The organism is Pelagicoccus mobilis (assembly GCF_016595505.1).
Lineage (GTDB): Bacteria > Verrucomicrobiota > Verrucomicrobiia > Opitutales > Opitutaceae > Pelagicoccus > Pelagicoccus mobilis.
This window is the reverse complement of sequence record NZ_JAENIL010000019.1, coordinates 103,503-124,965: the sequence shown is the minus strand read 5'-3', so window position 1 is coordinate 124,965 and position 21,463 is coordinate 103,503. Positions and strand designations below refer to the sequence as shown.

The following is a 21,463-nucleotide window of genomic DNA, read 5'->3' as shown; positions in this document are numbered from 1 at the left end:
ACAAGGCCGCTTCCTACAGGAGATTTCGTAAGGAGGAAACTCTCCCCGCAAAATAGCGATGAACCAAAAAAAGGCCCGAGCCAGCAGCTCGGACCTCCCTCGAAATCGAAATAGCGCTTGGTCGCTTCTAAGCCTTCACCAGTCGATTCAGCGCACTCACCACCCCGCGAATCGAGGCGAGAGAGATGTTGGTATCAATACCAGCACCGAAGCACTTCGCTCCGGTCGGCCCCTTCAGCTCGATGTACGAGACGGCCTCCGAGCGCGCCCCTTTCGAGAGCGAGTGCTCGCTATAGGACAACAGCTCGAAATCCGAATAGCCGATTCCCGCAACCGCGTCGACAAAAGCTGCGATCGGGCCATTGCCAACACCGCGAAGATTCTTCTCCTCGCCATTGTGCCGTACTACAGCCCAACCTTCGACCGTTTCGTCGTTGAGACGCTCGGATCGCCATTCGATCACATCCAAAGGTTCGCGCACCTTGATGTACTCGTTTTGAAAGCACTCGTACACGCCTTCCGGAGTAATCTCGTCACCCGTCTGGTCAGCCATCGCGTTGACAACCTTACCGAGCTCCTTGTGCATCTCCTTCGGCATATTGAAGCCGTACTCCTTCTCCATGATGTAGGCGACGCCGCCCTTGCCGGATTGAGAGTTGATGCGAATGATCGCTCGATAGTTTCGACCGAGATCCTTCGGATCGATGGTCATATACGGCACCTGCCAAAGAGCCCCTTCCTCCTCAGGCATCTGGGCAAATCCCTTCTTGATCGCGTCCTGGTGAGATCCCGAAAACGCGGTAAACACAAGATCGCCCCCGTAGGGAGAGCGTGGATGCACGTCCATCTTGGTCACGCGTTCGTAGACTTCACGAACGTCGTTGAGATTCGAGAAATCAAGCTGCGGATCCAAGCCTTGCGTGTACATGTTCAAGGCTACGATCACGATATCCAGATTTCCAGTACGCTCGCCGTTTCCGAAGAGCGTTCCCTCCACTCGGTCAGCGCCAGCCATCAGGCCAAGCTCGGTCGCAGCTACGCCGGTTCCTCGGTCATTGTGCGTGTGCAGGCTGATCACCACGCTATCCCGACGCGAAATATTGCGGCAAAACCACTCGATCTGGTCCGCATGCACATTCGGCGTAAAGAGCTCAACCGTCGCCGGAAGATTCAAGATCATCTTCTTCTCCGGAGTCGGCTCCCAGACATCGCACACCGCCTCGCAACACTCGAGAGAAAATTCGAGCTCGGTATCCGAGTAGCTCTCCGGCGAGTACTGCAACACGATCTCCGTATCCGGCAAGGTCGGCACGAGCTCCTTCACAAGCTTCGCTCCAGCCACCGCGATATCGCGAATCTCCTCCTTTGAGGAGCCGAACACCACTCGACGCTGCAAGGGATTGGTCGAATTGTAGATGTGCACGATCGCGCGCTTCACGCCTTCGAGCGACTCGAAAGTGCGGCGGATCAAATGCTCGCGACACTGCACGAGAACCTGGATCGTAACATCGTCCGGTATCAAATTGTCCGATACAAGACGCCGGAGAAACGCGAATTCGGTTTCCGAAGCCGAAGGGAAACCAACTTCGATCTCCTTAAAGCCAATCCCGACCAGCACCTTGAATAGCTCTACCTTCTCCTCGACGTTCATCGGGATCGCGAGAGCCTGATTTCCGTCGCGTAGGTCTACGCTGCACCAAGTAGGAGCCTTGTCGATAGTGCGACTTGGCCATTGGCGATCAGGCAGATCGATTACCGGATACGGTCGGTATTTGCTGATGGGCGGTTTTTGCATGGCTTTTATTGGTTCAAAAACGAAAAGGTCTATGCGGGTGGGGCAATCCCAAAAATGCCGGGCCGATACTGTTTGAAACCTGCTGCACCATGCCCACACGCGGCATGATCAATTGTTCGAACGTCCCGACAGCCCCAATTCTTAAGCGAGGAATAGGCTGTCTAGCTTGCTAAGTCGTAGCTGGGGTTGGACGTTCAGATTCATTTGAGTGCGAGGAAAACAACGCCTTACCCTACCCCTGTCAAGCTACCTTAGCGGCATAAACGGTAGGGCGTGGGCGCCGTCCTACGCCTCCCTCAGTACGTTCGACCAATAAGTAAGAACGTCGAAAACAAAACTCTCCCCAATCAATCGGTCTTCTTACTCGCAAATCACCGGTACTTCATAATTCATCCACCCAACCATAGCGAATCCCCATGCAAACAACACCCTTCGGAAAAGATAACACACAAATTTCACGCGTCGGCCTAGGCTGCTGGCAACTCGGCGCCGACTGGGGCGACCTCGAACTCTCCGAGGCCAACGCCATCCTCAAGGCCTCCGTCGATGCCGGCGTCACCTTCCTAGATACTGCCGATGTCTACGGAGGCGGCCGTTCAGAGGAGATCATCGGCAATTTCCTCTCGAAAGCGGGACTGCAAGACGACGTTTTCGTCGCGACCAAGCTCGGCAGATTCGGAGACCTTTATCCGGACAATTACACCGCCGCCTCCATCCAAGGGCGGGTCGAAGAATCCCTCAAGCGTCTCAAGACTGACGCTCTCGATCTGGTCCAGCTTCACTGTATTCCAACCGAAGTCATGGAACAGGACGAAGTTTGGACCATCCTAGCCGACCTCGTATCCCAAGGCAAAATCAAGCGTTTCGGAGCCAGCGTCGAAACCTGGCGTGAAGCCGTCATGTGCATCGAAAAAGCCCCCGAGCTCACCTCCCTGCAAATCATCTTCAACCTCTTCCGCCAACGCCCCATCCGCAAGGTCTTCGACCTCGCCAAGCAAAACCAGGTCGGCATCATCGCTCGCGTCCCGCTCGCCAGCGGACTGCTAAGCGGCAAATTCGACCGTCAAACGAGCTTTGCCGAATCCGACCACCGCAACTACAACCGCGACGGAGCGGCCTTCAACGTAGGCGAAACCTTCGCCGGCGTCCCCTTCGAGAACGGCCTCGAGCTCGTCGAGGAACTCGCCCCGCTCGTGCCAGAAGGCATGACACTCGCCCAAATGGCGCTGCGCTGGATTCTAGACTACGACGCCGTCTCAGTCGTCATCCCAGGAGCCTCCCGACCAGATCAAGCCCTGGCAAACGCCAGCATCGCCGATCTGCCACCTCTCCCGACTGAGCTGCACGAGACAATCCGCCAACTCTACAAAGAAAAGATCCGAGACCAAATCCGAGGGGCATACTAAAGGCGCAGTGCGCAGTCGTCCCACCCTGTAGGGGGGGCGCCGACCCGCCATTGAAAAGCTCTTGCAATCTCCACCAAAGCCAGGAGCGCCCCTCGCTCCGACTCCATCTTGAAACGTTTAGCGTAGTGCGGGCTCGACCTTTTCGCTCGGGCCATTTCAAGCTTTTTGAACTTATCATGCGTCATCAAATCGCAATTTCCACCCTTACTCTTTCCGCTTCGCTGCTTAGCGCCCAGACCGTCGAGCTCGACCCAATTGTCGCGAACGCCAATCGTATCCTGACCAACGGTACCGAAAATCTAGCGAGCGTATCCTCCTTCGAATTACAAGAGGTCGAGTCGGCCCATTTTCGCGACGTTTCCGACGTCCTTCACGCCTATCCCGGCTTCGCCAGCTATCGCCGCACCCACCCGACCTCCGCTCATCCCGCCACCCAAGGCGTTCGACTACGAAACTTCGGTTCCAACGCCAGCGCTCGCTCGCTCGTCCTTCTCGACGGCGTTCCGCAAAACGATCCGTTCGGAGGCTGGGTCTACTGGCATCGCTACGACAGCGCCCAACTCGAAGCCATTACCCTCTACCCAAGCGGCATCGGAGAAACTTGGGGCAATATGGCATCCGGCGGCATCATCTCCCTCGTCGCGCTCCCACCATCCCCTGGAGCTCGCTTCCTGCAGGCCAGCTACGGAAGCTCCGATCGCATCGACCTCAGACTCAACTCCGCTCACGCCCTTTCCGATTCAGCGGTATTCGACTTCGGACTACGCCACTTTCAATCAGACGGTTTCTACACGCTGCACCCTTCCCAACGCGGCCCCATCGACGAGAGAGCCAATTCCGAGGCCACCGCATTCAACACCCGACTCTCCTGGCGCAACGGAGATCTCTGGAACTCCCAACTCAGCCTGCGAGCTCTCGACGAAAAACGAGGCAACGGCACCCCCGTCTCACGGAACAGCACCGAAGCGATCGACCTCAACTACCTCGCCCAACGCGATCTCGAAGCTCACGACGCGCACCTCAACTTCAGCCTCTTCTACCAAGATCGCGATTTCCAAAACGTCTTCGCCTCCGTCGCCCAAGATCGGAGCTCCGAACGCCCCGCCCTCGACCAGTACGACATGCCAGCCGAATCAATCGGCGGCTCCATCGTCTATCGCCAGGACGGAAAACAAGCCGTACGCTTCTCCGGAGGAGCAGACTTCCGCCATATCAAAGGCTCTGTTAATGAGCGCTACCGCAATCTAGGAGCTGGATTCACCCGCGACCGACATGCCGGAGGCGAACAAGAGTTTTACGGTCTCTTCGCCGTGGCCGAGTGGGAACTCTCCCCAGAAGATACCCTCGCCGCCACTGCTCGACTCGAAAACGTCAAACGCGTCGACGGGCGTCGTATCGAAACCAACACCGAAACCGACACCGTCATTCGCGACGATCGCTACCCAGATGAAGACTCGGACATCCTCAGCGGCAACCTAAACTGGCGTCACGAATTCACAGATACGACGAACAGCAACTTCATCCTCTTCTCCGGCTATCGAGCCCCCACGCTCAACGAACTCTACCGTCCCTTCCGCGTTCGCAACGACATCACCGAAGCCAACCCTCTGCTCGCCAAAGAACGCCACCAAGGCATCGAACTCTCCCTCGCCACTCAAAAAATATCGTCAACCGACCTCTCCAGCTCCTTCCGAATCTCCGCCTTCTACTACGAAGCCGAAGAGATGATCGCCAACGCGCTCATCACCACCGAGTCCGGGTTCGATCCACGTTTCGGCTTCATCCCGGAAGGCGGATCAGGCAGCTCCCGCGTCAACTTAGACGAGTCCACCGTATCCGGCATCGAGATACACGCGACCCACGAACTCACACAATCCCTCTTCGCCTCGCTCACTGCGATCTACTCGGAGACCGAGATCGACTCCGACGAACTCGCCGAACTGGAAGGCAACTCCTTTCCCCACTCCGCCCCCTGGAAGGCAGTGGCAGGCTTGAATTATTCAGCAAACGAACAACTGCAATTCGCCGCCAACTACCGCTGGTATGATCGTAGCTGGGAGAACTTGGCCAACACGCGACGCCTCGGCGCCACCTCCGACCTCACCCTCGCCGCCCACTACCAGCTAGACGATACATCACGCATTTCCCTCACCCTCACCAACGCCCTAGACGAAGAGAACCGCAGCGGCCTCGCCTCCAACGGACTCATCACCATCGACGAACCCCGCGAACTCCTCCTCACCTACACCTGGAGACAGTAAGGCACCCAAGGTAGCGGCCGCTGTCCCCAGCGGCCACCTCAAGCAACTTTCCCCCTTCAACATGCACCCCTTCCTCCTTGCACTCCTCACTCTGCAAATCCCGCTTTTCGCGGCGCCTGCCGAAAACGCTCCCAACTTCATCTTCTTCATCGCCGACGACGTCTCCCAAGAAGACTTCGGCTGCTACGGACACCCGAGCATCCAGACTCCCAACGTCGACGCCCTCGCCGCGAACGGCATGCGCTTCGACAACGCCTACCTCACCACCAGCAGTTGCAGCCCTAGCCGCTGCAGCATCATCACCGGCCGCTACCCCCACAACACCGGCGCCCCCGAGCTCCACTCCAAGCTCCCCGACTCCCAGACACGCTTTCCCGAACTCCTCCGACAAGCTGGCTACTACACCGCTCTCTCGGGAAAAAACCACATGTTTGGCAACAAGGATCGAGCCTTCGATCTCATCACCCAAGGCGGCGGCCCCGGAAAAGAGGACGACTGGGTTCAAATCGTAAACGACCGCCCGAGCGACCGCCCCTTCTTCTTCTGGTTCGCCTCCAGCGACGCCCATCGCGTATGGCAAAAAAGCGAGCACGCCCCCGAGTACGCGCTCGAGGAAGTCGTAGTGCCTCCCTTCCTGATCGACTCTGAGACCACCCGCCAAGATCTCGCCGACTACTACCACGAAGTCAGCCGCTTCGACCACTTCATCGGTCTAGTCGTTGCCAAACTCAAAGAGCAGGACGTCTTCGAAAACACAGTCATCGTCGTCGCTGCCGACAACGGCCGCCCCTTCCCTCGCTGCAAATCCCGCCTCTACGATAGCGGAATCAAAACGCCCTGGGTCGTTTCGTACCCCGAACTTATCAGAAACGCGTCAACAACGAACAGCTTGGTCAGCTCGATCGACTTGAGCGCCACGCTTCTCGAGCTCGCCGGACTCGAAAAGCCCGAAACCATCCAAGGCCAGAGCTTTCTCCCCATCTTGCGAGATCCACAAGCCCGCACCCGCGACATGGTCTTCTCCGAGCACAACTGGCACGTCTACAAAAACCACGAACGCATGGTCCGCTTCGGCGACTACCTGTACATAAAAAACAACTACCCAGATCAGCCCAACCTCTGCTCCGAAGCCTTTAGCCCACCCTCAGGCAAAGACCTCTGGGAAGCTCACGCCAAAGGGAAAACCAACACGTTCCAACAACAGGTATTCGCCAACCCCTGCCCAGAAGAAGAGCTCTATCGCGTGACCGACGAACCGCACCAGTTCACCAACCTCGCCAGCAATCCCGAGCACGCCCAAGCCCTTACCAAGGCGCGCCAGCTCATTTCCGACTGGTCCACCCAAACCGGCGACAGCATTCCCACCAATCCAACGCCGCACCGCAGCCCACCGCCCTTCATTGAAGACGGAAAGATCGTCTTCCCCAAACCAGACAAAAAAGGTCCACGCAATCCTCACGCAGAGTTCCCAGGCCAATCCAACAACGCCACCCAAATCAACCAACCGGGACCAATAAGATTCCCAAAATAGAGAGCTCCTTGCAGGGCAATTCCCCCCGCCGGCAGCCCCATATCCGCCCTAAGGATCCACCCCCTTTAGTTCTTTTAAACCCTATTCCTCACCGGGCCTCTACAGCCCTATTCGAGCCGGCCGATTTTCAGAAACCACCACACTGAATCGTCTCTGATAACATGGCCTACAACATCACTCAGCTCGAACTCAAAGCAGCTGCCCAAAAACTACCACCTTCGCCGCAAATCTTCGGCAAACTCACCAAATTGCTCAAAGAGCGCGACACCGGCACAGCCGATATAGTCGAACTCGTCAAAACCGACACCTCCCTCACCGCCAAAGTCCTGAAAATCTCCAACAGCATGGCCTACACAGTTGGCGATCCCGTCGACTCCCTCGAGGAAGCCATCTCACGCATCGGATTTTCTGAGCTTTTCAAAGTCGTCGGCATGGCAGCCGCCTCCAACACTTTCGCCCGACGGAACGCCACCTACGGCATCGACGGCTGGCATTTCTGGGAAAACTCCGTGGCGACCGGTCTCGCCATGGAAGAACTAGCCCTCGCTCGCGGAGTCGACGAACAAGAGGCCTACACCCTTGGACTTCTCAAAAGCATGGGCAAAACCATCGTCGACGCCTGCTCGAAGAAGTTCATGACCCCTCCCAAGTACGACCCTAAGACCGAAACGCCCCTCCTCCTGTGGGAAGAAGAAAACCTAGGCGTCACCAACCCCGAAGCAGCCGCCATCGTGCTCGAAGCATGGCACTTCCCAGCCGCAGCGATCGAAGCCCTAAGGTACCAATACACACCAGATGAAGCGCCGGAGAAAAACCTTCACGCTCATCTGCTCGCCCTTTCAGCCGCAATTGCGAACCATCTCGGCAAAGGAGCCCCGGGAGAAAAGACCTACTGCACCATCACCCAAAACCGATTGGACGAGGTAGGACTCGACATCAAAACGGTCCGACTCGTCTGTAAAAAGGTGAAGGCGAGAATCGACGATCTCTCCACCGAACTCGCAGCGTAGTATCTCCACCGATACACAATTCTAGCAAAAAAACAAAGACGTCCAAACGGGCGTCTTTTTTTGGGTTTCATAATCAAACTCAGTGGATTGCTGTTTGAGGCGAAACAGTTGGAGTACCCGCTTCAGCGGGCTTACCGGGTTCCGCTGTCTAGGGATGCCGCCTAAAGGCGCTCCAACGATTGCGTACTCTTCCACTGCAAGGCGCTGATGCACCTTTTTTTATTTGGCTAACCACAAATCAGCCTATTTAACAGTCTCACTAGCGATCCCAATCCATTCGAACCCAACTCTTCGCATGCCATCACGTATCTCCGCGATCCTCTGCGTCCTACTCTACGTAGCGACACCGCTATTCTCATTCACCGAAGCCGAGCTCGACGCCCCGCTTCCGCTCGATAAAAACGTACGTATCGGAAAACTGGATAACGGGTTCAGGTACCTCATTCGAGAAAACAAAAAACCCGAAGGACGCGCCCTGCTCCGCCTCGTGATCGACGTCGGGTCCCTTCAAGAAGAGGACGACGAAAAAGGCATCGCCCACTTCATCGAGCACATGGCCTTCAACGGCACCAAAAACTTCGAGAAACACGAAATCATAGATTTCCTCGAAGGCGTCGGCATGCGTTTCGGCTCCCACCTCAACGCCTCCACCTCCTTCAATGAAACCATCTACAAACTAGAGATACCGCTCGACGATCCTGAGACGATCGAGAAGGGATTTCTCATACTAGAAGACTGGGCCAGCAACATCCTCTTCGAGCCGGAAGAAATCGACAAGGAACGCGGGATCGTGATTGAAGAATGGCGAGCTCGCAAAGGCGTCGGCCAGCGCTTGCAAGAAAAGCAACGCCCTCTCCTGTATCATGGTTCAAAATACATCGACCGACTCCCCATCGGCGAGGTCCCCATCATCGAGTCACTCACGCCCGAACAATTCCAAAACTTCTACCGGAAGTGGTATCGCCCAGAACTCATGTCACTCGTGGCCGTCGGCGACTTCTCCACCGATGAAATCGAAGCCAAGATCAAACAACACTTCTCGCATCTAGAGAACCCGTCCCACGCGCCCGCACGTGTCGACCACCCATTGGCCGATCACGAAGAAACCCTGTTCTCCATCGAAACCGATCCAGAACTCAGCCAATCGAGTATCGGAGTCCTCCTCAAAACCGATGGCCCCGAGTACGGCACCGTCAGAGTCTATCGCGAACGCCTCGTCGAAAATCTCTACTTCGCCCTCATCAACAACCGCCTACGCGAGCGAACTAAACTAGAAGATCCCCCCTTCCTCGGAGCCGGCATCGGCCGCGGCAGCCTCGGTCGCGAAAAAGGCTACTATCGAATGAGCGCCGGCCTCATCGATGCCGACTACTCAGGCGGACTCAAAGGCCTGCTGCAAGAAGTCGAGCGAGCGAGCCGCGACGGATTTGCCCCGACCGAATTCGAGCGAATGAAAGTCAACATCCTCCGCTCTCTGGAAAAAGCCTACGCCGAACGCGACAAGCAGCAATCCTCTCGGTACCTTCGCGAGTACATCAGCCACTTCCTCGTCGGAGAAAGCGTCCCCGGCCTCGAGTACGAGCTCGAGCTCGTCCGCCAAATCCTTGCGGACCTGCAGCTCTCCGAAATAAACGCCAAAGCAGCAGCCCTCCTCCAAACCACCAATCGCGTCATCCTCTTCACCGCCCCCGAAAAGGAGGACTACGTCAAACCGACGGAAGACCAAATTCTCGCCGCTCTTACCCTAAAGGTGGAAGACAGCCTTTCCGCCTACGACGACGGGATCAGCGACGCCCCTCTCCTCCCCCAACAGCCGGAAGCAGGCACGATCCTCAGCGAAACCTATATCGAGTCGATCGACACCTACGACCTGAAACTGTCAAACGGCATCCGCGTCATCGCCAAATCGACAGACTTCAAAAACGATCAGATACTGATTAATGGATACAGCCCCGGAGGCCACTCCCTCATACCGGACGAACACTTCGTATCAGCTACCTTCGCCAGCGACATCGTTTCACGCAGCGGGATGGGTGACTACGACTCGATCGAGCTCGGCAAGAAACTCGCCGGCAAGATCGTCTCAAGCGGCACTGGCCTGAGCTCCCTCTACGAAAACGTCCGCGGCTCCTCCTCGCCCAAAGACTTGGAAACCTACTTCCAGCTCATGCACCTCAACCTCACCCAGCCAAGGTTGGACATGGGAGCATTCGCCTCCATGAAAAAACGCTTGCTGGCCTCCGTCGAAAACCGGCTTAAATCCCCCAACGCACATTTTTCCGACGCCATAAGCCAAGCCCTCTACGGAGACCACCCTCGCCACCGAGCCCTGTCGATAGAGGTCGTGAACGAGATCGACCCTCATCTTGCCTTCGAACTCTACAAGCAACGCTTCTCCGATCTGGGAGACTTGCACCTAGTGATCGTAGGGTCCTTTGAATTGGACATCCTCAAAGAACACCTGAAACGCTATGTCGCATCCTTACCCACTGGTGGGCGAAGCGAGATCGGGCGCTTTGCTGGAGACCACAAAACAACTGGGCAACAAAACGTGGTCGTCCCCAAAAACGCAGAACAGAAAACCGTAGTGAGCGTGATGTACCACGGCCCTGCCGAATGGTCTCCCGAGAACGCCATGGCTCTTGGCATAGCCAAAGACGTATTAAGTATCAGACTACGCGAAAAGCTCCGCGAAGATGAAAGCAAAGTATACGGCTCCCGGGTAAGCGCCTCCCTCTCACGTTTTCCAATACAAAGGTTCTCAAGTGGCTTCTCCTTCACCTGCGCCCCCGAAAACGCGGACGATCTCATAGCCATGACACGGGCCGAAATCGAAACCTTGCAAACAAACGGCCCCCTTGAAGAGGACCTGGAAAAGATCCGTCAGCAGCAGCTTCGCAGCTACGAAAAGAACCTGAAGCAAAACGGCTACTGGGTGTCATCCTTTTTACGATACCTGAAGCAGGACCGGCCGCTCGACACCATGCTTGAGTTCCCAGAACGAATCCAATCCTTCGACGGTAAAGAAGCGCAACGAGCCGCCCAGCTCTACTTCGACAATACCAACCAGCTCATCGCCAAACTCGACCCGCTCCCCAGCGAAACAGAGTCAGAACCCGAGGAATAATACAATACGCAAGAAGCCCCTAAAACCCGAGGCCTTTCGCCTTCGTACGGATGCGACAAACATACATGTCGACGGTCATGTAGAGAGTGGAACCATCGTCGCCCCAAGCGCAGTTGCTTGCGTGTTCTCCAGGTTCGATTCGCCCTAGCAACTCCCCCTGCGGGGTGAATACGTAAACACCCGCCGGTCCCGTCGCCCAGATGTTTCCCTCCACATCGATCGCCATGCCGTCGGGCATACCAACTCCGTCTCCCTTGTACGTAGATGCATCGAAAAAGACTTTCCCCTCGCCCAATGTTCCGTCCCGCATGACCGGAAACGATTTCCAGATCGGGGCCCTCCCGTCAGATTGCGCGACATACAAAGTCTCCCCATCTGGCGAGAGTCCGATTCCATTCGGGCGACTAAACTCCTTGGTCAGCAACACCACCTCGCCTGAAGGACGCAGTAGATACACCCCACAAAAATCCATTTCCCGTCGCGGATCGTTTTGCCGCTTTGGCAATCCGTAGATCGGATCCGTAAAGTAGAGATTCCCATTCTCGTGGTAGCAGAGGTCGTTGGGACTGTTAAATCTCATTCCCTTGTAGTTGTCCGCCAATGTACGCTTTCCCCCGTCTTGCGTTAAGACCGCCACTCGACGATCTCCATGCTCACAGAGCGTGAGTCTCCCTTGATTATCAAACAACAATCCATTGCTGCCCGGCTCTCCTCCGTAATCGACCCTTCCCGTATAACCAGAAGGCCTCAGATATTCGCTCAAGCCCTCGCTCTCGCTCCACTTCATCACCACATTTCTCGGGATATCCGAAAAGACGAGATAACCACCGTCCCTATTCCAAGCAGGACCTTCCGTCCAATCAAAGCCCGAAGCGATCACTTCGATCTTAGAGCTCGTATCCAAAACAGAATCCAAGCGATCATCGTATTTTGTTATTTTACCAATAGTCGGGTAACGACTCGGTACGTCGGTACCCGCAGTGAGGAATCCCGAAGTAAAAATTGGCAAAACAAGAATCAGAGCAATGCGAGAGGTAGAAAACATGAAGGCATTGTCCCAGCATTGCCGTACAAGTCGACACTTTAGAATTTCAACGCTTCAAGAGCTACAATCAACTCACTCACCCTGTATTCAAATAAAGGCGACACCTCTTTTGCGATTGCGTTTCTCATGCTTCAGAGAATTGAAACCTTGTTTTTCCCTGCGTTGAAGGCTTTGATTATCCCATGTCAGCGTGGGAGCAAGGAATCCAATCGATCTACACGTTCATCCGCAGGACTGCCGAAAAGACAGACTCCGGGATCTGCTGGGAAACGATTGACTACGAAAACCGGCCTCAGCGGAACTACAACCTCTTCAACGGCGTGGGAGGCATCCCCTTTTTCCTGTGTGACTATTTTCGATACAGCGGTGATCAGGAAGCGCTCTCCTTAGCAAAAGGAGCGATCGAATGGTGCAAGTCAGAGAGCGTGTCACCCCCCTCCGAGAATGAGATGAACTACATGCGAGGCTTGCACACCGGCAAAGTCGGCATCGCATACGTGCAGCTCTTCTATGACTCTCTACTCGACAGGCAGCCAAGCTCCTATTGCCACGAATTAGCCAATCATGTCCTCAAGGAGCCGCCTGGGCCGATAACTGATCTCACGGGTGGCGAAGCCTCGAACGGATTTTACCTTCTAAAGCTCTATCAGAAAACGGCGGATCCAAAATACTTAGAGGGAGCCAAACGCTGCGCAGACTGGATCAGTAGCACCTTCATTCAGGAAGGAGAACGCCTTTTCTGTAAGATGATTCCGGGCGAACCGAAGCAAGACGGTAGATACTCACTGGGAGTCTCGCACGGCATGTCAGGTGTATCCTACTTTTTTGGCTTTCTGTATCAGGAAACGAAAGAAGAGCGCTACAAAGAGATAGCGAAACAGCTCATCGATACCGTCATCGGACAAGCGATAGAAAGCAAAGGTGGCCTCAATTGGCCCGTAGTCGCGGGAGCAAAGGAGCTGCCCCGATGCCAATACAGCCACGGAGCGGTAGGCATCGGAATGGTATTAACCAGACTCAGCGAACTCTTAGATCGTACTGAGCTTTCGGAGATCGCCCTCAAGGCCGGAGAAGCAAGTTACCAATACGGCGACTTTCGCAATAACCTCACCATCTGCACCGGAGTCAGCGGCAGCGGACATCTTATGCTGGATCTCTATTGCCAGACTCAAGATCCGCTTTGGCTGGAGCGTGCCAAAGACTTCGCTGCGATTGCCGCGTCCTACAAAGAAGAAACCAAGGCTGGAGACGCTTGGCCGACAGACGAGCCTGGCCTCTATTCCGCCGACTACCTCTACGGCGCCTCCGGCGTTGGCCACTTCTTCCTCCGAATAGCAGATCCAACCCGTTTCAACATGCCGCTTTTCTAAGAGACTGTCCAATAACTCGCTTTCGAGTGGGCGTAGTACAGTTCGAGATAAAAATTTTGGCTTTCGATTTGAGGTATACCCGGAGGGTATATCGAAATGAGAAAGTGAAATTTATATCCGAAAAGTACAGGCACGCGAAGGAATTGGGGTTATTGGACAGTCTCTAAGGTAACAATTCAGTAACCAAGAACGTATAGGCTCTGTATTCCCCTTTCCACCAATCCAACTCAACTCCGCCTGCCCATGAACACTACCCTGCGTCAAGTCTTCCGCCAACTTCGGCAAAACAAGGGATTCACCACCATCACCTTGCTCACCTTAGCTCTCTGTATCGGAGCCACCACCGCCATTTTCTCCACGGTATACTCTCTCATGCTGAAACCGCTCCCTTTCGAGGAGCCTGAGCAAATCGTCGAACTCTACACCTCCGCCGAAAAGGCTGGTTTGGATCGGATGCCTGCAAACATTCCCTTCTACGTCGACTATTCGGAAAACGCCGAATCCTACCAAGAGCTCGCCCTCTGGCGGTCATACGAAGCAATGATCGGCGACGACGACAACCCAAGCCGCGCCCAAGGCGCCAGAATCACTTCCGAGATCTTCTCCATCCTCAAAGTGAAGCCATTGATGGGCAACTTCTTCACCAAAAAAAACAGCACTCCCGGAAACGAGAAGGTCGTTATCCTAACTCAATCGTTCTGGCAGACACACTTCGCGGAACAGCCGGAAGTCATTGACGAAGAACTACGGATCGATGGCGAAACCTTCACAATCATCGGTATCGCGCCTCGCGTTTTCGAGGCCTTCGACGCCCGCGTCCAATACCTGATCCCACTCGCGTGGGCTCCCGACGCAGTCAATCCGCAACGACGCTACGGCGTCGGTATCCAACTTTTTGGACGGCTAAACCCAAATGCCACAATCGCTCAAGCAGATGCCGAAGCAAAGATACTCGAAGAACGCTACGTCGATGCCTCTCCCCCAGGCGTCCGCTCGTTCGTCGACCGTTCTGGCATGACAATGAACGTTGGCGGGGTGCAGGAACAACGCGTCAAACCAGTACGTACCACCTTGCTCCTCTTGCAGGGCGGCGTCGCCTTCGTGCTTCTGATCGGCTGCGTCAACGTTTCCAACCTCCTCCTTGCCCGCTCAAACGCGAGACAATCGGAACTGGCGATTCGCACCGCTCTGGGCGCCGGTCGACTCACCATCGCCCGCCAGCTCATGCTTGAGAGCTTCGTCCTCACCTCCCTCGGCGCCCTCCTCGGACTAGCGGTCGCATGGGGAGCGCTAAACGTGACCAATATCTATTTAGCCAAAATGCTGCCCCAAGCCTTGCCGGCGACTCTAGATCTCCGAGTTCTAGGATTCGCCATGGTCCTCACCGTGATCATTGGCGTATTGATTGGCTTGATACCCATTTTCCACGTCTGGCGTAGCAACCTAAACCAAGTCATACAAAGCAGCTCCCGCAGCGCCTCCTCGGGCCAAGGGGTACGAGCCCTCAGCAGCCTTTTGGTGGTTACGCAAGTAGCAGTTGCATTGATTCTCCTAACGGGAGCTGGACTGCTCATACATAGTTTTGCCAAGGCTTTGGAAGTCGATCCCGGTCTCAACCCGAAAGGTGTCGTCGTAGGTCGTGTCGCATTGCCACGTTCGCATCGGGCTGACAACGATGCAGCGAAACAAATTCGCGATCGCATCATCCAAGGCATGAAAGAGATTCCAGGCGTAAGCTCCGCTGCCTTAAGCTTCGCGACCCCTTTCCAAGGCGGGCTCCCCATCAACGCCTTCACTCTACGCGAGGACACCCTTCCTCCGGGATCGCCTCAACCAGGAGCCTTCCGCGTTCGCACCACTCCCGAATATCTGGATACCATGGGGCTGCGCCTCATCGAAGGGCGATTCTTTGAGGAAGCCGATATTTCAGCCGAACAACCTCGCTTCGTAGTCGACGAGAGTTTCGCCAAAAAGTTCTTCGCCGGAAAATCTGCTGTTGGCGGACAATTCACATTCGGACGCCCTCCAGAAAATCCAGAGGACTGGCCCTCCATCATTGGCGTGGTTGCTGACGTGCCTCACAACGGGGTCGAGGACGAAACGGGCAACCCCTTCATTTACCAAGTCATAAACGGAGGCAGGCCCGGAGGCTTCACCCTCTTCCTTCGTTCCGATCGCCCTGCGAGCGACACGCTCTCGGCAATGCGAGAAAAGTTGCAAAGTATCGATCCCGGTATCGTTCTTTTCGATACAGCTCCTCTGAGCGAGTCCATAGGTTCGTCATTCGATAACCGCCGAGCCATCATGATGCTGCTCGTCGCCTTTGCCTTCCTCGCCCTATTTCTATCCGCCCTGGGCATTTACGGAGTGCTCGCCTACGACGTTTCGCAAAGAGCACGAGAAATCGGAATCCGCGGAGCAATCGGAGCGAGCTCATCTCAAGTGGTGAGCATGATCATCAAGCAAGGCCTCTGGAAGGCCGGCATCGGCCTCGCAACAGGATTGGTCGGGGCGGTTTTGTTAAGCCGCTACATGACAAGCCTGCTCTTCGAGGTCGAAGCGACCGATCCTGCAGTCTACGTTTCCGTATCCCTTTTACTACTACTCGTCGCAGTTCTTGCGAGTTACCTTCCAGCCCGGCGCGCGGCCAAGATAGACCCGATGGTAGCCCTCAGAATTGAGTAGTTAGTCATAGTCTGAAGATCTGCGCATTTTTCCCTTCGCACCAGCCTCGGTTTATTCTAAACCGATACCCCATGCCTTCCCCAACAAACGAGAAACAGCGTCTCGGCTGGCGCGCCCTTGGCCCTGGATTCGTAGTCGCCGCCACAGGTGTCGGAGCCGGAGATTTGATCGCCGCCGCTGTCGCTGGACAAAAATTTGGCCTCGCCGTCCTTTGGGTCGTCGTCTTGGGAGCGTTCTTCAAAGCCTTTCTCAACGAAGGCGTTTCTCGATGGCAATTGGCGACCGGCTCGACCCTAATCGAAGGCTGGATACGCCACCTGCCTCGTTGGGTATCCTGGTACTTTCTGGCCTACCTTTGCTTCTGGGGCTTTCTAGTGGCAGCGGCCCTAATGTCAGCCTGCGGCGTCGCCGCACACACCCTTGTCCCCAGTCTGCCAATACCTGTATGGGCCGCTATTCATACCTTGCTTGGAGCGATTTTGGTCTGGACCGGGAAATACGCGCTTTTCGAGTCGTTCATGAAAACGCTTATCGCGGCGATGTTTGTAATCGTAATCGCCTGCGCGATTTGGATTGGAGCGCCTTTGCCTGACCTATTCTCCGGCCTTTTCCTGCCAAGCGTGCCAGATGGCTCAGCGCATCTTCTATTGGGCGTCATGGGAGGCGTTGGAGGAAGCGCGACCTTGCTTTGTTACGGCTACTGGATACGGGAAAAAGGTTGGACCGGAGCAACTGCTCAACGCCGGACCTGGTTCGATCTGAGCTCAGCTTACTTCATTACCGGGATCTTTGGCATTGCCCTCATCATTATCGCCGCCAGCGCCCAGCCGGGTGACGCTTCTGGTTCGGCCTTGATACTAGCCCTTTCAGAACGACTTGGCGAGATTCTGGGCCCCGTCGGAAAAGGCGCCTTTTTGATCGGTTTTTGGTGTGCCGTCTTCAGCTCCCTGCTCGGAGTTTGGCAAGGCGTGCCGTACTTATTTTCAAACTACATGCACGAAATCGGAAAAGATAAGAGCGATGCTCCAATCAATCGCTCAAAAAGCTACCGTGGCTTCCTTCTATTTCTGGCGATTCCACCACTGGTGATGCTCTTTTTCCAACGCCCCTTGGCAATTGTGATTCTTTACGCGGTAGCCGGAGCCTTTTTCATGCCCTTCCTCGCGTCCGTGCTTCTGATCATGAATAATAACAAGGCTTGGGTAGGCGAAATGAAAAACCGCCTTCTCAGCAATATCGCCCTAATCTGCTCGCTCATCTTATTCGGCGCCCTTTTCGCCTTCGAAATAGCCAGACGCTTTTTCTAAAGAAATCCAACAAGTCCTAGATCTGCCGACACTCAGTAATTTAAACAACGGTAAGATGCCGACGATACGCGACATCATACCATTGAATTCGGGAAGGGAATCAAAGACCGAACTTCATTTCCTCATTAGTTTCAGTTTTTCAAAAAACCGCTGATTGCAAGCAACTCCCGAACCAATGAAGCAGCATCTTCATCAACGGTTGAGTGATTTCCTTCGCCTTGCTGAATGGAAAAGTGGTTGAGTCCCGTGGATGTCTTTGGCCTCATCGAGAGGCTCAAGTTGTATTGAAAAATTCGATCTAAACCGAAGTTACTCAGCTCTGCCTGGAAGGTCTTCGGCGAGCTTGGTTTATGCTGCAATCCTCGTACGAGTTCGTCGATCCGCTGGCATTCGCTAAGCGACAGCTTGCGTTGGTGACCAATTGGGTTGTTCTCATTAGTGTCGTAATAATGGATCCATGGGGCGTCTTTTCCAAACTCACCGATAGTGATTTCTCCTCGCTTGAAAGACCTTCCATCCTCCCTGAGTCCTACAATATTCAATCGAAAGCGAGGAACTTGATAGTATCCGGATGTTAAGTACGATTCGGCGCTAAAACGCGTTAGATCATTATCATTGGTTTGGCTGGCTTCTGCTGGTGTGTCTACCTTATCAAGATCCGATATACCTCCTTTTATATTTTCGAATGCCTTATGAAAGGGGTTGCTTGGGCTCCCTGTTGGTTCTCCTGAGGATGCATCTTGCGGGTTTTCGGTTGGTTGTTTATCTCCGGACGGCACTCCGGCCACTTTGGTCTCACTTTCGTGAGAAGATGCGAGTCCACCTATTTCCACTAAATTGCGGGCTACGGCTTTAATCTCGGGATCAAGCACCCCCGAACCAGAACTAAGGTTAAAAGATGTGAAATTCTGCGAGGGACGCACTCGCATACTAACCGTTAAACGTGTGACTCCAGGCACTCCGATTTGAGCCAGGTCAGTTTTGAACTCATTTGGAATCCGCGCCCTGTCGCGCAGGGCCCAGATTCGATTTGCTAGCAGCTCGAATTCTTCGCTCGTTAAATCACGCTCTTCATACGCTTTAGAGTCATGGCGTTTTACTCGAACTTTGTGCTGGTTTATACGATTGTAGACCGTCACGAAATCCCTTGTTGCGACTTCGCCATTGTGACCGAAGAGCATCAGGACAATCTTGCTGGCCTCGAAGTCTTCAGGAGGGGCACTTTCGCCTGCGGCACTCGCTTTCGTCGCGAATAACATCAATGCTAAAACTGTTCCAAATATAGCTACCGCTAAATCAGAGCCCAGGTAGAATTTTTGTATTCCCTTGTTCATACTATAGTCGATTCCTTGGTGTTGAGTTACTTATTCGGAAATTAAATTCCGTAGAGAAGGATCTCTAATCTTTGGGTGATTGCTCAACTTTGGCAAGAGCTGATCCTTTCTTGGAACGTGGCTCGGGCCTGCCATCTGTAAAAGCCTCCACTTATGGCGGACCAAGAGACGGTCTGAAGGCTTGTCTATCGAAAAAAGAGTTCCCTCGTTTTGAGATGTATCCACTCACACATATCCCTCATATTTCAATAAACCATAGGTCATCATCTACTATATAAGAGCTTGTTTTAGCTATAGCCATCCTCCTACTGCACTCCCAGCAATCGCAAAGCGACCACGGCCATCAAGCCACTCACTCCCATCACTAGCGACTGAAGCGTATAGGTTCGGTACAGAATCCCCACGGGGGCATCGTGCAAACGATTTAGCAGCCAAAAGAAGCTCGAGTTCGCGTGGAAAACGCAGAACGAACCAGCTCCTATCAAGGCAGCCATGATCTCCGGAGAATAGGGCAAGCTTCCCGCGATTGGCCCTACGATCGAAGAGGTTCCAATGAGTGAAACAGTGATCGACCCCGTAGCAGTCGTCAACGCAGCCGCAATCAGAAAGGGCAGTAGAAAACCGAGGGCAGGCACATCACCCAGGTAACTCGCTAGGGAATCTTGCATACCACTGGAGCGAATTACATGCCCGAGCGATCCGCCTGCACCCGTAATCATAATGACTAGCGCAGACTTCAGAATCGCCTGCTCTACCAATTCCCCGAGACCACTCTTTTTATGCAAGCGCCTGAACTGCATAGCTGCGACCCCTGCTCCAACCAAAACGGCAATCATCGGGGTACTGAAAAAGCCGGTCAACTGAGCAGCTAAGGACTCGCTCTCTCCCGAGAAAAAAGTTCCCCCAGCCATCAAAGCGAACGGTATCAGGATAGGCAACAGGTCCATCCAAACCAGCCCTGTTTGCCCGCCTTCTTCCCCAAACGATTCCTTACCATCTGTAGCATCAGCAAGTTTGGCATCAACCGGCAAACGGTATCCACTACAGAAATACAGTACCCAAAGAATCCCCCCTGCCATAGCTGCAACTCCCACAAACCCATTGATCAGCAGCATCCTCCCTACATCCGCCTCCAACTGCGATGCCACCGCCAAGGGGCCAGGTGTCGGCGGGATCAAAGTATGCGAAACAGTTAGCCCCGCAGTCAGCGCCAAACCAATAACCAGCACAGTGCGTTTACTCCGCGACGCCAAGGCCTCCGTCACAGGCTGCAAAATGATGTAGGCCACATCCACGAAAACTGGAATAGAGACGATGTATCCAGTAAACCCCATCGCCCACGGTAAACGTTTCGCTCCCTTCTTCTTTACGACCGCTCTGGCGATCCGAAACGCCCCGCCAGTATCGCGCAGCACCTCACCCACGAATGCTCCCAAAATCACAACGATCGCGATCCACCGAACCGTATTTCCGAAGCCAGTCAGCACCGCATCCACCGTCTCCTTCCCTCCAAACCGCAGCAGCAGCCCGAGACTAAGAGCACTACAGATCAAAGCGACAAACGGATGCACCTTGAGTTTAGTAATTGCGAATACTAGCCCAACGAGGACAGCAAGAAGCGTAAGGAGTTGAAGAAGCATGCGGGTGGGGATCAGGGGCTAACAAAACGACTCGGACAACATACGATGTCCAGTCCTACCAAATCCTCACCAACCTAATTTGCAAGTCGTGCGCTCAAGCCACTAGCATTCCAACGACTAGCGTGCAGCAATCGCTCACCCTGCGGGAAAATACTTCCTACGCTTCGAAGGATTAGTGGCTTGCTCCTCGTTTGATCCTGTCGATTGCCGCCTAAGCCGCCGAGGAACAAAGTCAGGACGCCGATTCGCTTCCGTGCGCTTCAATTGATACTCCTGCATCTTCATGAAATGCGTGAGCAACTGTTCTGGCATTGAATACTCATCCAATCCCCAACGATCCAGCGCCAACAACAACTCATGCGTCGCCTCCAGCGTAGAAAGACAACTGGGCTCGGGTTGCTTCTTGATGACATAGCGACTTGGTGACGCGCCAGAGAACATCACCTTTGGAAGCTTCTGCAGATTGGGACTGAATCGAAGCATGGAGCGGGCGTGCCTCCAGGTGGCATCGAGCAAGAAAACCACCAATCGACGCCCATCAAAATCCGAAGCTTTCAGTTCCCCGTTCGACAGGTCGCGCGCCTCTTCCCCCGGATAAAGCAAAACCGGATGATTGGCGGGATCGTCAATCAAGGCCTGTACTGCCGCATCGCCTCCAAAATCCTCGCCGACATGGAGCTCGCTATCCGCAAGACACAGATGAGTCAGCCGCCCTGTGTTCAGCTTGATTTGCCTGTGCTCGTAGGGATGCATCAAAATGACGATCTTCGTGCGAGTCCGCATGGGGGTGATTTGCTCGCACCAGCATAACTGCTTCGGCCGGTTACATTTATAGCACATCGCTCTCCCCATGTCGCCGACCCTGCCAGGCTCTCATCCGATTTCCAGCAGGAAGTAAGAAAAACGTAGCCACAATTTCCAGTTGATTTAGCTGCACTTTAGTGCAACTGTA

The 21,463-nt window shown here is 54.5% G+C and carries 13 protein-coding genes; 8 read left to right on the top strand and 5 right to left on the bottom strand.

From position 1 onward, the window contains the following. Positions 1–127: 127 nt before the first annotated feature. On the bottom strand, positions 128–1,795 hold the full coding sequence (leuA, locus tag JIN87_RS11960) for a 2-isopropylmalate synthase (protein WP_200355798.1): 1,668 nt from the start codon (positions 1,793–1,795) through the stop codon (positions 128–130). A 416-nt stretch (positions 1,796–2,211) separates the two neighbouring features. Here leuA and JIN87_RS11955 point away from each other — a divergent pair, with 416 nt between their 5' ends. The 5 genes from JIN87_RS11955 to JIN87_RS11935 all read left to right on the top strand — a co-directional run bounded on the left by JIN87_RS11955 (position 2,212) and on the right by JIN87_RS11935 (position 11,130). Then, complete coding sequence (locus JIN87_RS11955; protein ID WP_200355797.1) at positions 2,212–3,201, top strand: aldo/keto reductase; 990 nt, start codon at positions 2,212–2,214, stop codon at positions 3,199–3,201. Positions 3,202–3,377: 176 nt separating this feature from the next. Further along, positions 3,378–5,462: a TonB-dependent receptor gene (locus tag JIN87_RS11950; RefSeq protein ID WP_200355796.1), complete on the top strand. Its 2,085-nt coding sequence runs from the start codon at positions 3,378–3,380 to the stop codon at positions 5,460–5,462. 61 nt (positions 5,463–5,523) lie between these two features. After that, positions 5,524–6,993 carry a sulfatase family protein gene (locus tag JIN87_RS11945; protein WP_200355795.1) on the top strand — a complete coding sequence of 490 codons (1,470 nt, stop codon included), beginning with the start codon at positions 5,524–5,526 and terminating at the stop codon, positions 6,991–6,993. A gap of 161 nt (positions 6,994–7,154) precedes the next feature. After that, positions 7,155–8,003 (top strand): HDOD domain-containing protein, encoded by an 849-nt coding sequence (locus tag JIN87_RS11940; protein WP_200355794.1) that lies wholly within the window; start codon positions 7,155–7,157, stop codon positions 8,001–8,003. A 295-nt stretch (positions 8,004–8,298) separates the two neighbouring features. Continuing rightward, on the top strand, positions 8,299–11,130 hold the full coding sequence (locus JIN87_RS11935) for a M16 family metallopeptidase (RefSeq protein ID WP_200355793.1): 2,832 nt from the start codon (positions 8,299–8,301) through the stop codon (positions 11,128–11,130). Between the two features lie 19 nt (positions 11,131–11,149). Here JIN87_RS11935 and JIN87_RS11930 read toward each other — a convergent pair whose 3' ends face one another. Then, entirely contained in the window at positions 11,150–12,139 is a 990-nt protein-coding gene (locus JIN87_RS11930; RefSeq protein ID WP_200355792.1) for an SMP-30/gluconolactonase/LRE family protein, read from the bottom strand. A gap of 218 nt (positions 12,140–12,357) precedes the next feature. On the opposite strand from JIN87_RS11930, the gene JIN87_RS11925 reads away from it, so the two are divergent. From JIN87_RS11925 to JIN87_RS11915, 3 genes are all read left to right on the top strand, one after another. Continuing rightward, positions 12,358–13,545, top strand: coding sequence for a lanthionine synthetase LanC family protein (locus JIN87_RS11925; protein ID WP_200355791.1), 1,188 nt, complete (start codon positions 12,358–12,360; stop codon positions 13,543–13,545). Between the two features lie 243 nt (positions 13,546–13,788). Continuing rightward, positions 13,789–16,230 (top strand): ABC transporter permease, encoded by a 2,442-nt coding sequence (locus tag JIN87_RS11920; protein WP_200355790.1) that lies wholly within the window; start codon positions 13,789–13,791, stop codon positions 16,228–16,230. A 71-nt stretch (positions 16,231–16,301) separates the two neighbouring features. Next, complete coding sequence (locus JIN87_RS11915; protein WP_200355789.1) at positions 16,302–17,537, top strand: Nramp family divalent metal transporter; 1,236 nt, start codon at positions 16,302–16,304, stop codon at positions 17,535–17,537. 131 nt (positions 17,538–17,668) lie between these two features. Here the strand turns inward: JIN87_RS11915 and JIN87_RS11910 are convergent, their stop codons facing one another. The 3 genes from JIN87_RS11910 to JIN87_RS11900 form a co-directional block, all read right to left on the bottom strand. Beyond that, positions 17,669–18,871: a hypothetical protein gene (locus tag JIN87_RS11910; RefSeq protein WP_200355788.1), complete on the bottom strand. Its 1,203-nt coding sequence runs from the start codon at positions 18,869–18,871 to the stop codon at positions 17,669–17,671. 305 nt (positions 18,872–19,176) lie between these two features. Beyond that, a complete protein-coding gene (locus tag JIN87_RS11905) occupies positions 19,177–20,511 on the bottom strand; it encodes a GntP family permease (protein ID WP_200355787.1) in 1,335 nt (444 codons plus the stop codon). Between the two features lie 135 nt (positions 20,512–20,646). Continuing rightward, a complete protein-coding gene (locus tag JIN87_RS11900; RefSeq protein WP_200355786.1) occupies positions 20,647–21,351 on the bottom strand; it encodes a tRNA-uridine aminocarboxypropyltransferase in 705 nt (234 codons plus the stop codon). Positions 21,352–21,463: the final 112 nt, after the last annotated feature.